Origin of the sequence: Haloferula chungangensis (assembly GCF_042664875.1) — a bacterium.
Taxonomy (GTDB): Bacteria; Verrucomicrobiota; Verrucomicrobiia; order Verrucomicrobiales; family Akkermansiaceae; genus Haloferula; species Haloferula chungangensis.
Genome location: NZ_JBHTBS010000009.1, coordinates 16,013 through 30,952, shown reverse-complemented (window position 1 = coordinate 30,952; position 14,940 = coordinate 16,013). Strand labels below are relative to the sequence as shown.

Below are 14,940 nucleotides of genomic sequence, written 5' to 3'. Positions count from 1 at the left end.
ATTGCTCGGGCTTTGGGGTGGCGGATCCAGAGGCCAGTGGTCAGAAAGGCAATGCGCGCCGGTGCACCACTCTTCCCGCCTTTCTGATTCCTGAATCCCGTCCCCTGACCCCAAAAGCCGAGACCCATCAGCCGGCCCCCAAATATCCTGAATTCGGACTTTTCCCTTGATAAAGGGAAGCTCCGCCCCTATCCCGCGCGTCCCTTCTCACGCCGCTGGCAACCATCGAGAAACCGGAGGGATCCCAACGCGGCAGTTTCTCAACCATCGCCTGACCTGAATTAAGGCGGGACAAACAACATGATTAACGAACTCATCAACGACATGGTGGACGCTGGCGTCCACTACGGGCACCAGACGAAAAAGTGGAATCCACGCATGAAGCCCTTCCTCATGAAGGACAAAGGCGGGATCTACATCATCAACCTTGATAAGACCGTCAAGTGCCTCGACAAAGCCTCCGACTTCCTCACCGGACTCGCAGGCAAGGGCAAGAAGATTCTCTTCGTCGGCTGCAAACGCCAAGCCCAGGAAGCCGTCCAACAGGCTGCGGAAGCCACCGGACAATTTTACGTCAATCACCGCTGGCTCGGCGGCATGCTCACCAACATGAGCACCGTCAAGAAGTCCATCGAGCGCCTCAAGTGGCTCGAGAACCTTCAGAAAAGCCCGGAATTCAAGATGATCTCCAAGAAGGAGTTCGCTGCCCTCACCCGTGAAAAGGAAAAGCTTCAGCGCAACCTTCAAGGTATCCGCAACATGGATGGCCTTCCCGACGCCGTCGTCATCGTCGACTCCGCTCGCGAGTCCATCGCCGTCGCCGAAGCCCGCCGCCTCAACATCCCGATCGTCGCCATCGTCGACTCGAATGCGGATCCGGCCAAGGTCGACTACCCGATCCCGGGTAACGACGACTCCGTCCGCTCGATCCGCGTGATCCTTCAGAACCTCGTTGACGCCCTCGTCGTCGGCAAGAAGCGCTGAAGCTCTCATCACGTCATCGTCACCTAATTGGCGCTGCACACCGAGGTCTCCTCTGTGTGTCATGCGCCCATCCAAACCTATCCCTAGAACAAAATTATCATGATCACCGCCTCACTCGTTAAAGAGCTCCGCGACAAGACCAACGCGGGTATGATGGACTGCAAGAAGGCCCTCACCGCCACCGAAGGCGACCTCGACGCCGCCGTGACCTGGCTGCGCGAAAAGGGCATTTCCAAGGCCGCTGCCAAAGCTGACCGCGAAGCTTCCGAAGGCATCATCGCTGCCCGTCTCTCCGACGACGGCAAGTCCGGCATCCTCGTGGAAGTGAACTGCGAGACCGACTTCGTTTCCCGTAACGAAGGCTTCGTCGCCTTCGTCGACGACATCGCCGACACCCTCGCAGCCAGCGACGCCAAGAATCTTGAAGAAGCCCTCAAGGTTTCCAAGGGAGACGGCACCATCGACGACTTCGTCAAAGGCAAGGTCATCGAAGTGGGTGAAAACCTCCAGCTCCGCAAGTTCGAGCGCTTCGACATCGCTGACAACGGCGCCATCGCCCAGTACATCCACATGGGTGGCAAGGTCGGCGTGCTCGTCGAAGTCGGATCCGAAAAGGGTGACACCGCTGCCAAGGAAGAGTTCCGCGACCTCGTCAAGGACATCACCCTTCACATCGCCGCAGCTGCACCGAAAGGCCTCGCTCGCGAGGACATCGATGCCAGCGTCGTGGAAGCGGAGAAAGAAGTCTTCCGCGCCCAGCTTGCCAACGAAGGCAAGCCTGAGCAGATCATCGAAAAGATCATCGAAGGCAAGATCGGCAAGTTCTTCTCCGAAAGCTGCCTTCTTGAGCAAGCCTTCGTGAAGGACCCTGACACCACGGTGAAGGGCCTCGTTGAAGATGCCGGCAAGAAGATCGGCGACAAGCTTGTCGTCCGTCGCTTCGTCCGCTTCGGCCTCGGCGAATAAGGATCTTCAATCCCCTCTCAAACGCCCGCCTCCTGCAAAGGAAGCGGGCGTTTTGCGTTGGAGGATCAGCAGTCCGCTCCACCTCGCTCTGAGATCTCTCCGCAAGATCCAGCTCGATCAGTCCAATCACCGCTCGAACGGAATCATCTTTCATGCCTCCGCGCCCCGTGCGCCTTCGATGAACATCGGCGGCCCAATCGTCGCTGAGCCCGCGAGCTGGCACCGGGCGACGATCTCCCTTCGTCCACACGGCTTGGCTCTCCGTGAGCGACCAAGCAAATCCCATCATCCCTCCACCTCATTCTCTTATTCCGGAGTTCTTTGTCTTTTATTATTGTGATCTTCAGCCGGTCCACCTACTTTGTACGAGCCAGACAGTCTTGGCAGAATCGAAACCTCCGACCATCCATCACCATGAAAACCACTCTCTTGACCCTCGCTCTTACTGCGATGGCCCTACCCCCATTGGCGACCGCTCAGACCACGATCACGGTTCCCACGACCCCTGCAGCGGAGGCGGAGGACCTGCCTGTGCAGGGTGAAGAGCTTGCCGTTCTAACAGACGCCCCGAACGTTCCACCTCCGATCACTCGCAAGCACCCTACCAAGGTGAAGGTTGAACTTGAGGTCACGGAGTTGGTCAAGCGCATGGCTGATGGCGTCGACTACACCTTCTGGACTTTCGGCGGAAGCGTCCCCGGCAAGTTCATCCGCGTGCGCCAGAACGATGAGATCGACTTTGTTTTGAAGAATCATCCGTCGAGCAAGATGCCTCATAACATCGACCTCCACGCGGTGACCGGGCCCGGCGGCGGAGCCAAGGCAACCTTTACCGCCCCCGGCCACCAGACCAACTTCAGCTTCAAGGCCCTCAACCCCGGTCTCTACATCTATCACTGCGCCACCGCTCCCGTCGGCATGCACATCGCCAATGGCATGTACGGCTTGATTCTTGTTGAACCGAAGGAAGGCATGGCCCCCGTCGACAAGGAGTTTTATGTGGTCCAGGGCGACTTCTACACGTCGGGGAAGTATGGCGAACCCGGCCTCCAGGGATTCAGCATGGAAAAGGCCATCGAGGAGAATCCAGACTATGTGGTCTTCAATGGCTCAGTCGGTTCGATGACCGGCGAGAAAGCACTGAAAGCCAGCGTTGGTGAAACCGTTCGTCTGTTTGTCGGCAACGGCGGACCGAATCTCGTTTCATCCTTTCACGTGATCGGCGAAATCTTCGATCGCGTCTATCAGGAAGGCGGGTCCCTCTATCAGGAGAACGTTCAGACAACGCTGATCCCTGCCGGCGGGTCGACCATTTGTGAGTTCAAGCTCGATACCAAAGGTGAATTCATCCTCGTCGATCACTCGATCTTCCGAGCCTTCAACAAGGGAGCACTCGGCATCCTGAACGCCGATGGCGATGGAGATCTGCTGGTCTTCTCCGGTCAGAAGAAGGATGAGATCTACCTTCCGGAAGGGGGTGCGATCCAGACCATTCCGAGCGACACGGCCACCGCTCCTGTGGCCAGCAACAAAGAAGAACGCATCAAGGCGGGTCAACTCATCTACGACCAGAACTGCGCCGCTTGCCACCTGCCTACCGGAAGCGGTGTGCCGGCAGCTTTCCCGCCGTTGGCAAAGTCGGACTACCTCAACGCCGATGTTGATCGTGCCATCAGCACCGTCCTCCACGGCTTGCAGGGTGAGATCACCGTCAATGGCGCAAAGTATAACAGCGTCATGCCGATCCTCGGACTCAATGATGAGAAAGTCGCCAACGTCCTGAGCTACGTCTACTCCCAATGGGATAACTCTGGCGTCGAGGTCACGCCCGATCAGGTCGCCAAGGTTCGCGCATCGAAGTAATCCGAAGCCCCTTCCCACATGAAACTCTCCGCCCTCATCCTCATTCTTCTCACTGCGGTGGCCAGTGGGGATCCGGATCCTGCGATTCCTGCCGAGATGGTGCTGGTCGAGGGCGGCGTGTTCACTCCGATGTTCGGCGAGATTGAAGAACCCCGTACCGTCGGCGCCTTTCTCATCGACCGCCGACCCGTCACCAATGCCGAGTTTCTCGAATTCGTCCGCAAGCACCCGAAGTGGCAACGTTCAAACGCGAAACAGCTTTTCGCCGACCGGGGTTACCTTTCCCACTGGTCGGGCGATCTTGATCTCGGAGAGAACGCGCCGCCGAATGCCGCCGTCATCCGTGTTTCCTGGTTCGCTGCCCGCGCCTACCTGAAAAGCGTTGGCAAGCGCCTTCCGCGTGAAGACGAGTGGGAATTTGCAGCCCTCGCCGACGAGAATCAGACCGATGCCAGCAAGGACCCCGCCTTTCTCAAACACATCCTCGATTGGTATGGCAAACCGACGCCTCAACGCCTCGCCGAGGTCTCCACCCTACCCCGCGATGTCCGCGGCATCGCCGGTCTTCACGGCAACGTCTGGGAATGGGTCATGGATTTCAACAAGCAGATGGTTACCGGTGCCGCGCGCAGCGACACCTCGCTCGACCGCTCCCTCTTCTGTGCCGGCGGTGCCGTCAACGCTACCGATGCCGCCAACTACGCCGCCTTCATGCGTTACGCCTTCCGCTCCAGCCTCGAAGGCAACTACACCACCAACAACCTCGGCTTTCGCGGCGCGCGCGATGTCGAAAGAAACCCAAACAAACCATGAAAGTCCGCCCTGGTCTGATCGTCGTCCCGCCCCTTGGCGCACGACTCGCTCTCACGCTTCTCTTCCTTCTAACAGCATCTGCTGCCGTGAAGGCCGAAGAAGCTCTCCCTCCTTGTTGCGCCGAGAAAGAGAGCGCAGGCGAGGCCGAAGGCTCGGTCTATGAACTCGATGCGACATGGACGAATCAACATCACAAGCAGGTCCGCCTCGCCGACTTCAAAGACCAACCTGTGCTTCTAACGATGGGCTACGCCAGTTGCCAGTTCGCCTGCCCCCGCCTCGTCGCCGACCTGATGGCCATTGAACGCGGTCTTACCGCCGAGCAGAAAAAGGCCATTCGTATCGTCTTCGTGTCCATCGACCCACAGCGTGATACGCCTGAAAAACTCGCGGCTTTCTTCAAACAATACAATCTCGACCAAACCCGCTGGTCCGGCCTGCGTGGTACGGAAGACGCCGTACTTGAGCTCTCCGTCGCCCTCGGAACCCGCTACCGGAAGATCGATCACAACGACTTCGCCCACTCGAATCGCCTCACCCTGCTCTCCCCGGACGGTGTGATCCTTCACAATCAGGAAGGCCTCGGCACCGATCCCAAGGAAATGATCGCAGCCATCCGCCAGATGCTGCCTCCTTATGAAAAAGCAGGAAAAGCAGGAAATGCGGAGTGAGTCACACCGCGAGCGTTGAGCCAGAAGGCCGATAGAGTCCTATATTCATGCAATCCCATGGTCGGAGCCCTTCCATCACCGACGCCTGCCAATGATCCCTTCGCGGAGCGCCCCTTTCTTGTCTTCTGGGAAGTCACCAGAGCCTGCGCCCTGGCCTGTCGGCACTGCCGAGCAGAAGCCCAGCCCCAGCGGCACCCTGACGAACTGAGCGAACAAGAAGCCTTCAGGCTCGTCGATCAACTTGCCGAGCTCAAGCCCCCCATGCTGATCCTCACCGGCGGAGATCCGCTGATGCGGCGCGACGTGCTCGCCATCGCCCGCCGGGCCAGTGATGCCGGCATGCGTGTCGGCCTCAGTCCTTCAGGCACCGCCCGCCTGATGCACTTCGATTTCAATGCGATTCGCGAAGCCGGAATCGAGCGTATTTCCCTGAGTCTCGACGGTGCGTCCAGGCAAACCCACGACGCCTTTCGTGGCGTCGGCGGAACTTTTGATCGCACCATCGCGGCTGTGGAGATGGCTCATCTAGCCGGACTCTCGGTCCAGATCAACAGCACTCTAACACGTTCCAACCTTCACGAGTTCGATGCTTTTCGCGATCTCATGTTCGAGCTCAGACCGGCGATGTGGAGCGTCTTTGTCCTCGTTCCCACCGGCCGAGCCCAAGCTGCCGACGTCCCTGATCCTGAAGATCTCGAGGGAGTCTTTGAACGCCTGGCCGACTTGGTGGGCAAAGCACCTTTCACCATCAAGACCACCGAGGGCCATCACTTCCGCCGAGTCCTCGCCCAGCGAGGCAAGGGCGGCAGGAAAGGCCGGCAAGGCATGCGCTCGCCACTTGGCATCCGCGATGGCCGTGGGGTGATGTTCATTTCCCACACCGGCGTCGTCAGCCCAAGCGGATTTCTCCCCTTCCATTGCGGCAATGTGCGGCAACGCCACCCTGCCTGGATCTACCGCAAGCATCCGCTCTTCGTCAGCCTGCGCGATTCCGATGCCCTCGGCGGCAAATGCGGCCGCTGCGAATTCCGCAACATCTGCGGCGGTTCCCGCGCACGCGCCTATGGCGTCTTCGGGGATGCCTTCGCCGAGGATCCCTCCTGCTCCTACCAACCCTCCGATCGGAGCGCGGACTTTAGTCCGCAAGTCTTTCACTAAATCACCACGCTCAGCAAATGATCAACATCACCCGACTCTGGACGGGAGAAGCACAACCCGCCGACGACCTCCGCTACGGCCAAGGACACGGCGCCGCGCCAAACTCCCGTGCTCGCAAGCCGATCGTCGTCTGGAACATCACCCGCACCTGCAACCTGCGCTGCGTACACTGCTATTCGGACTCGATGGCCCAGCAATATCCTGGCGAGCTGAACTGGGATCAGATGCGCGCTGTTGTCGATGACCTCGCCGCTTACAAGATCCCCTCACTGCTCCTCTCCGGTGGCGAACCGCTCATTCACCCACGTTTCTTCGACCTCGTCGATTACGCCACAGAACAAGGACTGAAGCTCACTATCTCAACCAACGGCACGCTCATCACTCCGGAAAAGGCAGCTCGTTTGAAGGCAGCCAACGTCGCCTACGTCGGAATCTCCCTCGATGGCATCGGGGCGGTCCACGACGAGTTCCGCGGAAAAAAGGGCGCCTTCGATGCCGCCGTGAAGGGCTTCCGAAACTGCGAAGATGTGGGCCAGAAAACCGGACTGCGGATGACTCTAACAAGACACAACGTCGCCAACATCGACCGCATCCTCGATTTCATCGAAGAGCAGGGCATCCAGCGCACCTGCTTCTATCACCTCGTGCCCGCCGGACGTGGCAGCGAGCTTCAAGTGCTCGATCCCGCCGAGTCCCGTCACGCCATCGACACCATCATCCGCCGTGTCGAGCACTGGCAGGCCAGCCATCAGAACCGCGAAGTCCTCACCGTCACCCAGCCCGCCGACGGAGCCTACCTTCTCCACCGCATGGATCAGGAAAACCATCCGAACCTGAAACAAGCCCGTCAGCTCCTCAAATGGAATGGTGGCGGTGCCAACAGCTCCGGCCGCGCCGTTTCCAACATCGATACCCAAGGCAACGTCCACCCCGACCAGTTCTGGCAGGACGTCCAGCTCGGCAACGTCAAGAAAACGCCTTTTTCCGCCATCTGGGAAGGCGGCAACCCGCTCTCCGCGCCGCTACTCGATGAAATCCGCTCCGTCGGCGACCTCACCCCCGACCAGCGGCAGAGCCTGATGCATGGACGCTGCGCCGGCTGCCAATGGTTCAGCTCCTGCGGTGGCGGATTCCGCACCCGTGCCGCCTTCGCCAATGGTGACCTCTGGGGCAGCGATCCCGCCTGCTACCTCAGCGATCAAGAGATCGGCACCGAAGCTCTGCTCTGTTAAGACATGGTCCGCGTGACTCCGGTCGCGCACCCGAGACATGAACGTCACCGAGAAACTCGATCGCATTGCCACCGAACCGTTCCGGCTGTTCTTCCCGCTCGGCATCATCGCCTCGATGATCGGCGTGCTGCTCTGGCCTGCGACCTTTCAGGGCTGGATCGACTACTATCCGCTCGAGGCCCACGCCCGCTGGATGGTGCTCGGCTTTGCTGGCAGCTTCATCGTGGGCTTCCTCGGCACGGCAGGCCCTCGCCTGTTAGGAACCAAACCGTGGAGTGTTCCTGAACTCGTCCTCCACAGCATCATGGCCCTCGCCATGATGGGCAGTCTTCTCTTCAACCTCATTCCGACCGCCGACCTGCTCGCCGGCCTTTGGCTGCTCGGCGTGCTGAGCAGCTTGCTGGTTCGTACATTCTTCGGGCGTGAAGACATCCCGCCACCGGGACTTCCGCTGGCGGTCCTCGGCATCGCAGGTGCGGGTCTATCAGGTATCGCCCTCAGCATGGGAAGCGCCCTCAACTTTTCGCTTCCGACCTACCTCTTCCTCCGCCTGCTCTATTTCCAGGGTCTCCTCTGGCTACCCATCCTTGCTGTGGCTCCCTATCTCCTGCCCCGCTTCTTCGGCCGGTCATCGCCTCACTCTTTTCCCGAAAGCACGACCATTCCGGATGGTTGGATGCGCCCCTTCATCGAGTCCATCGTGGCCGGTCTCCTGCTGATCGCCAGCTTCGCACTGGAAGCCTGGAGGCCCGGCCCCTTCGGCATGATCCTGCGCAGCGTGGTGGTCGCGCTTCACCTCACTCGCTCCGTCCCCGGGCTCGTCGCCTGGAGCAAGGTCAATGCGCTGGGTCTTGCCGTCCGCTGGGTCCTGCCCTGCGCCGTCGGCGGATGGCTGCTCGCCGTGGTCTTCCCGCCACTCCGCATCGGAATGCTCCATCTGATGTTCATCGGCAGCGCCGGTCTCCTCATGCTCGCCGTCGCCAGCCGCGTGATTCTCGGTCACCACGACCGCCACGATCGCCTGGCCTCCCCCTTGAAATGGTTTCACTGGGTCTGGGGTTTACTGATCTTTACGGCCGCCACCCGACTCACCTCGGACTTCGTTTTGGAAGTCCGCATCACCCATTTCATCTACGCTGCAATTCTGTGGGTCCTCATTCTCGCCTTCTGGTCATGGAAGATCCGTCGCGAGCTCAAGCAACCCCCGTTCGAAGAAGGCGTGATCAAATCCAGGTGTCCGAGGCGCAGACAGGCAGCGACCCGTTCGGGAAAAGCCGGCCATCCAACAGCACCTGAAAAGGGAATTTCCCGATAAATCCGAGGAAATCATTGAAAGTGGACTCATTAAAGACGACGTAGTGCCCGCCAGCATACGATGCCAAAATCCAGCCTGATCAATCGCCTCCTCCCCACCCTTCAGTGCCTAGGAATCATTGGTGCGGGGTTGATGTACGCCATCACCCTGAAATATTTCGTCTTTCCCTCGACGGTCATTCTGACGGGCTTCGAAGGGATCGCCGCCGCCTCTTCCTATTATTTCGACGACCCCTCGCTGTTCCTCTGGATCTACGCGATCGCCCAGACCCTGCTGCTGATCTTCGCCTTTCTCAAGATCAGCAAAACCTTCGCCTTTCGCACCTTTCTCACCGTCGGCACCGTCACCGCCGCTCTGGTTTTTCTTCCCGAAATGGAATTCGCCAGCCCGGAGCCTCAGAACGAGCGGATCATTTTGGTGCTCTTCGGCGGAATTCTCGCCGGACTTTCCAAAGCCATGGCGCTTCGCCTCAGAGGCTCCGTCGGTGATGAGGACATCCTCGCAGCCTGGTTCGCGATGAAGTATCTCAAACCCGTCGGCCGCATCGGCATCGCTGCGGGTGCCGTCTCCACCACCTACGGCGTCGCCTTGGAACTCATCAAATCCGGCGAAATCGAACAAGCGGTCAACACCCTGATGTACACCGCGATCTTCATCTTTGCCTCAGCAGAAACCCTCAACAACTTCTTCCGCAAGTTCAAACTCGTCGTTCTAACGGCTTTCGCCAAGGACTACAAACCGATCGGCGATGCCATCGTCGAATCGACGCCCCACCGCACCTATACGGTCCAGGATGCCGTCGGCGGGTTCAGCGAGGAACCCGTCCAACTGGTGCGGACCATCGTCACCCACGAGGAGCTTCCCCAGGTCCTCGATGCGATCCGCAGCCGGTCACCGGATGCCTTCTGGTTCCATCACGACATCGAGGGCATTTCCAATCGCTATCATATTGAACCGATCGGATAATCGAAGTTCGTCGGCAAAGCATCACGTTCTCACCCATGCCATGGGCGCGCCTCCCGGCACATCCCTGGTATCATCTCATCGATGTCGATGGGAATCCACCGGAAACCCATCCATGGAGATCACGCTTCCTGCATCGCTCTAGCCGCTGGGAAGAGCACCGAATTTTCCAGATGGATATGCACATGAAGGTCCGCCTCGAGATCCGCCAACCCTGCGAACAGGGCCCGGTAGGTGTTGCAGGCCTCCGCAGGGGGCTCGAAATCGTGCGTCAGCTCCCGTAGCTTTGCCAAGGCAGCACCGGCATCATCATGCTCGTGCAGCATGCAGGCAATCGGACCGTCCAGCGGCATCTCTACTCGCTGACCACCAGCCATCGATTTGATTGCAGGAAAGAGAATCTGTTCCTCCTTCATCATGTGATCGGCCAGCTCCATCGCCATCGCTTCGAAAGTTTCAAAGACCGCGACCAAGGATCGATGGCGAGGCCCATGCACCTGAGCCACCCGCTCCGCCATTTGGTGAATCCGCGGCAGCTCATCCCGAAGAAAACGGTGATGAGTGCTGACGATGTGATCGACCAATTCGCCTGGCGGAAAACTCGCCGGATTCACCCCCGGCTCCGGCTTGTCGCGCAACTCAGCCTCCAGTTGCTCCACCACCGACTCACTGGACACCCCTTTCTTCTCACAGGCCTCCCGCAGGGTCTTCCCTCCCTGACAGCAGAAATCAATTCCGTAGGATTGAAATATCCGCGACTGCGCCGGCCGCTCGGCGACGATCTCTCCCACCGTCCGATCGAGTAAAGGCGTCCCTGCTGGCGATTTCGTAATCGTATGATGACTCATGGCAAATGAACCATGCCCCCAAATCCCCGGCCCCGCAATATTTAAAGAAGTTTTTTTCTTTTTATTTCATGATCCCTCTAAGCGGAGTACGTCGCGATGACTTTCCCGCTTGGAGAAGTATCAATCAACTCGTGATCCGAGCTTTGAACATCGGCGTCGCGACCTGCCCCCCCTTACCGACTGATGGCGGAAAAATGATGCAATCGAGACTCCTTCTTTGCGCTCATATGAGCTAGCGTCGCCCCACCCACCATGCTGACTCTCATCATCAATTGCGGTAGCTCATCCGTGAAGCTCGCCCTCTTCGAACGAGACAGATCTGAGCCGGTCGCCACCGCGATGGTCGACCGCGTCGCCACGGATGCCATCGAAGGCAGCTACCGCATCGGAGACGGACCACGACAAGCCCTCAGCTGCCCGGCATATGGTGATCATGCCGCCGCGCTCGACGCCGCTCTCAGCGGACTCCGCTCCGAACCCGCATTGCACGATCTAAGGGTCAGCGCTGTCGGCCATCGTATCGTTCACGGCGGACAAAAGTTCTCGGCACCCGCCCTTGTCGATCCCGAAGTACTCGCCGAGATCCGGGCGCTGGCACCGCTTGCACCGGTCCACGCCATTCCCAATGCGCTCGGCATCGAAGCCGCCACCCGGCTCTTCCCTGGAGTCCCTCAGGTTGCCGTTTTTGATACCGCCTTCCATCAGAGCATCGCGCCGGAGGTTTACCGCTACGCCATTCCCGACGATCTTTATGAGCGCTTCCAGATTCGTCGTTATGGATTCCACGGAACCAGCCACGCCTACGTCGCGGAAGAGGCCGCTCGCCGCCTCGGACTGGATTTCAAGAACTGTCGATTGATCTCCGCCCACCTCGGAAACGGCTGCAGCGCCACCGCCGTGCTCAATGGCGAGTCGGTCGACACCAGCATGGGCCTCACCCCGCTCGAAGGCCTCGTGATGGGAACGCGCAGCGGCAACGTCGACCCCAACCTGCACAACTTCCTCGCCCAGCAGGCGGGTCTCAGCCTCGATGAAATCACCGATCTCCTCAATCGGAAGTCGGGTCTAACAGGCCTGAGCGGCATCTCCAACGATCTTCGAGTGCTGACCGATGAGTATCACGCGGGAAACAAGTCCGCGAAACTCGCCGTCGATGTCTTCTGCTTCCGCCTTGCCCGCGAACTCGCCGGCCTCACCGTGGCCCTCGGAGGCATGCCGGATGCCCTGATCTTCACCGGTGGCATCGGAGAGAACTCCTGCCTGGTCCGTGGTCTGACCCTTTCTCACCTCTCCGCCTTCAACTTCGAACTCGATCCAGAACGAAACAAAACCGCAGGCGCGGATACCAATGGCATCATTTCCTCGGGCTCCGGACCTACGGCAATCGTCGTACCTACCAACGAGGAATTTGCCATCGCCCACGCCACCGCAGCCCTCTGCCCATTCTGACCAGCACCATGCCCCGTCACACCTTCCTCACCATCCCCGTTGGCAACTGCGTCGGCCTCACCTCCGTCAGCATCGGCCTCGTCCGCACCTTCGACCGGCTCGGAGCCCCTGTTGGTTTCTTCAAGGCACTGAGCCAACCGCATGCCGGGGAGGATTTCGACCGCTCGTCCGCCTACCTCGAGGTCACCAACACCCTCGAACCAAGCGCCGCCATCTCCTACGAGCGAGTCAAGGACGCCACCGCCAGCGGTCGCCTCGATGACCTGATGGAGGAAGTCATCAGCCACTTCGAAAAAATTCCCGCAGAGCAGGAATCCATCATCGTCGAGGGCCTCGTGGCCACGCCGGACCTTCCCAATGCCCAGGCGATCAATGCCGCCCTCGCCCGGGCCCTGAATGCCGAAGTCATTCTGGTCACCCGCCCTCACGAGAACGGACCGGAAGCGCTTATCCGACAGCTCAATGAGATACTCAACACCCTTCCTCCCGCCATTCTGGAAGTGCGACCCGCCGTGGTGCTCAATCACGTCAACCTTCCTGCCCTGAGAAAAAGGCTCAATCTCGAGTTGGCCACGGCCCACCAGGCCCTCCTCGCCCTTCAGGAGGAAATCTCATCCGACCACCTTCCCTACGACCTCATCGGACTCGTCCCCTCCAGCCCCGACCTCGCGGCCACCCGCGTCGCTGACATCGTCTCCCAGCTGGACGGCCGGATCATTTTCCCCGGCGACATGAAATCCCGCCGAATCCGGGAAATCACCCTCTGCGCGCGCACCGTGCCGAACATGCTCGGCGCGCTCAAGACCGGAACCTTGATCGTCACGCCATCCGACCGCTCCGACATCATCACCGCCGCCGCCCTCGCCGCCACCCGATCCATCCAGCTCGCCGGCTTGATTCTAACAGGTGGATGCAAGCCGGACGAAGCGACGATCGCCTTCTGCCGCGATGCCTTCGCCCTCGACGGCGGCTTGCCGGTCATTCAGGTGGAAAGCTCCTCCTACGAAACCGCGCGCAGTCTCTTCAATCTCAACCCCGAACTTCCCGTCGAAGACATCGAGCGCGTCAACCTCGTCATGGAAACCGTGGCTCTCGGCATGGACACCTCCTGGCTCCGCAAGCGGTGCTCGACGACCGTTGAAAAAAGACTATCGCCGCCCGCCTTCCGCCATCGCGTCACCACCATCGCCCGGCGCTCCCCGAAGCGCATCATTCTGCCCGAGGGCGAGGAGCCCCGCACCATCCAGGCCGCCATCCGCTGCGCGGAGAGAAGCATCGCCATCTGCCAACTCATCGGCGATCCCGCCCAGATCGCCGAAGTCGCCCGGGTCAACAACCTCAGCCTTCACCCCGAGGTCGGCATCATCGATCCCGCCACCGTCCGCGACCGCTACCTCGAACCCCTCCTGGAACGACGCCGCCATAAAGGCATGACCGAAAAGGACGCCGTCGAAAGCCTCCGCGACAACACCGTGCTCGGCACCATCATGCTCGAGCTCGGCGAGGTCGATGGACTGGTCGCAGGTGCTGTCCAGAGCACCGCCAACACCATCCGTCCGGCGCTGCAACTCATCAAGACCCGCCCCGACGCGCGAGCCGTCTCCTCGGTCTTCTTCATGTGCCTTCCCGATCAGGTGCTCGTCTATGGCGACTGCGCCGTGAATCCCGATCCCGACGCCGAACTGCTCGCCGACATTGCGATTCAGAGCGCCGCCTCCGCCAAAGCCTTCGGCATCGAACCCGTCATCGCCATGATCAGCTACTCGACCCTCGGATCCGGCAGCGGCAGCAATGTCGACAAGGTCAAGGAAGCCACCGAAATCGTCCGTCAGCGCGACCCTTCACTCGTGATCGATGGCCCGCTTCAGTATGACGCCGCCAGCATCCGCGAAGTTGCCCGGACCAAGGCACCTGACAGCAAGGTCGCCGGCCGCGCCAACGTCTTCATCTTCCCCGACCTCAATACCGGCAACACCACTTACAAAGCCGTCCAACGCTCCGCCAACGTCGTCTCCATGGGCCCCATGCTCCAAGGTCTGCGCAAACCGGTCAACGACCTCAGTCGCGGTGCCTCCGTCGATGACATCCTCTACACCATCGCCCTAACAGCCGTGCAAGCCGGACAGACTTCAGTCAGCTGACTTTCGGTAGGCCGCATACCTCGCACGCTGCTCATCACTCAGCTTCGCGGGATCGAATTTCTCGTTGGGAAGGCCGTTGATCTTCGAGTGAATCACATTCGCCATGTCAGCAGCGCAGGCCTTGATGTGGGTCGCGTTCTCGCCGACAAAGAGCTCATCGACGGTCGACTCGAAGATCTCCAACCAGCGATCGAACTGCTCGCGTCCCATCATGGTTAGAAGGACGAGCCGTGCATGCTTGCCAATCGGATCCCCACGAAATCCGCCATCGCGGAAAAGCACCGTCTGCCAGAAGGCATACATCCTGGGCAAATGCGCGTCCCAGTCGACGCCTGCCACCTTGTCGAAAATGAAGCCAAGCTTTTCGTCGCTCCTGACATTTTCGTAAAAGCGATCCACAAGGCGGACGATCTCATCGCGTCCGAGAATATCAGTCCTGCTCATCATTCGAAACTCGAGTCCAAGTTACCCAGCCAGACCGCTCATAGAAAGAACCTGCCCCCTATTCAAGAAAGATTTTTCTTTTTTGGGGAAAAT

13 protein-coding genes are annotated in these 14,940 nt (G+C 59.8%); 11 read left to right on the top strand and 2 right to left on the bottom strand.

Features of this window, described 5'->3' with window-relative positions; genetic code table 11:
* Positions 1-300: 300 nt before the first annotated feature.
* From rpsB to ACFQY0_RS15955, 9 genes are all read left to right on the top strand, one after another.
* Positions 301-984, top strand: coding sequence for a 30S ribosomal protein S2 (gene rpsB, locus ACFQY0_RS15995; RefSeq protein ID WP_379714361.1), 684 nt, complete (start codon positions 301-303; stop codon positions 982-984).
* A 99-nt stretch (positions 985-1,083) separates the two neighbouring features.
* Positions 1,084-1,950: a translation elongation factor Ts gene (gene tsf / locus ACFQY0_RS15990; RefSeq protein WP_379714358.1), complete on the top strand. Its 867-nt coding sequence runs from the start codon at positions 1,084-1,086 to the stop codon at positions 1,948-1,950.
* Positions 1,951-2,400: 450 nt separating this feature from the next.
* Positions 2,401-3,813, top strand: a complete 1,413-nt coding sequence (gene nirK, locus ACFQY0_RS15985; RefSeq protein WP_379714621.1) for a copper-containing nitrite reductase — start codon at positions 2,401-2,403, stop codon at positions 3,811-3,813.
* A gap of 18 nt (positions 3,814-3,831) precedes the next feature.
* Positions 3,832-4,626 carry a formylglycine-generating enzyme family protein gene (locus tag ACFQY0_RS15980; RefSeq protein ID WP_379714355.1) on the top strand — a complete coding sequence of 265 codons (795 nt, stop codon included), beginning with the start codon at positions 3,832-3,834 and terminating at the stop codon, positions 4,624-4,626.
* Positions 4,623-5,297 carry an SCO family protein gene (locus tag ACFQY0_RS15975; RefSeq protein WP_379714352.1) on the top strand — a complete coding sequence of 225 codons (675 nt, stop codon included), beginning with the start codon at positions 4,623-4,625 and terminating at the stop codon, positions 5,295-5,297. Before ACFQY0_RS15980 ends, ACFQY0_RS15975 begins: the two co-directional genes overlap by 4 nt.
* 57 nt (positions 5,298-5,354) lie before the next feature.
* Positions 5,355-6,455: a TIGR04053 family radical SAM/SPASM domain-containing protein gene (locus tag ACFQY0_RS15970; protein WP_379714349.1), complete on the top strand. Its 1,101-nt coding sequence runs from the start codon at positions 5,355-5,357 to the stop codon at positions 6,453-6,455.
* Positions 6,456-6,472: 17 nt separating this feature from the next.
* A complete protein-coding gene (locus ACFQY0_RS15965) occupies positions 6,473-7,687 on the top strand; it encodes a radical SAM protein (protein WP_379714346.1) in 1,215 nt (404 codons plus the stop codon).
* Positions 7,688-7,724: 37 nt separating this feature from the next.
* A complete protein-coding gene (locus ACFQY0_RS15960; RefSeq protein ID WP_379714343.1) occupies positions 7,725-9,002 on the top strand; it encodes an NnrS family protein in 1,278 nt (425 codons plus the stop codon).
* 60 nt (positions 9,003-9,062) lie between these two features.
* The gene (locus ACFQY0_RS15955) at positions 9,063-9,968 is read left to right on the top strand and encodes a YitT family protein (RefSeq protein WP_379714340.1); all 906 of its coding nucleotides are present in this window, start codon (positions 9,063-9,065) and stop codon (positions 9,966-9,968) included.
* A 119-nt stretch (positions 9,969-10,087) separates the two neighbouring features.
* Here ACFQY0_RS15955 and ric read toward each other — a convergent pair whose 3' ends face one another.
* Positions 10,088-10,813, bottom strand: a complete 726-nt coding sequence (gene ric, locus ACFQY0_RS15950) for an iron-sulfur cluster repair di-iron protein (protein WP_379714338.1) — start codon at positions 10,811-10,813, stop codon at positions 10,088-10,090.
* Between the two features lie 252 nt (positions 10,814-11,065).
* Between ric and ACFQY0_RS15945 the strand changes: the two genes are divergently transcribed.
* Both ACFQY0_RS15945 and pta read left to right on the top strand, forming a co-directional pair.
* Positions 11,066-12,262 (top strand): acetate/propionate family kinase, encoded by a 1,197-nt coding sequence (locus tag ACFQY0_RS15945; protein ID WP_379714335.1) that lies wholly within the window; start codon positions 11,066-11,068, stop codon positions 12,260-12,262.
* A gap of 8 nt (positions 12,263-12,270) precedes the next feature.
* The gene (gene pta, locus ACFQY0_RS15940) at positions 12,271-14,403 is read left to right on the top strand and encodes a phosphate acetyltransferase (RefSeq protein WP_379714332.1); all 2,133 of its coding nucleotides are present in this window, start codon (positions 12,271-12,273) and stop codon (positions 14,401-14,403) included.
* Here pta and ACFQY0_RS15935 read toward each other — a convergent pair.
* Entirely contained in the window at positions 14,392-14,847 is a 456-nt protein-coding gene (locus ACFQY0_RS15935; RefSeq protein ID WP_379714329.1) for a group III truncated hemoglobin, read from the bottom strand. The two genes, pta and ACFQY0_RS15935, sit on opposite strands and share 12 nt — an antisense overlap.
* Positions 14,848-14,940 lie beyond the last annotated feature (93 nt).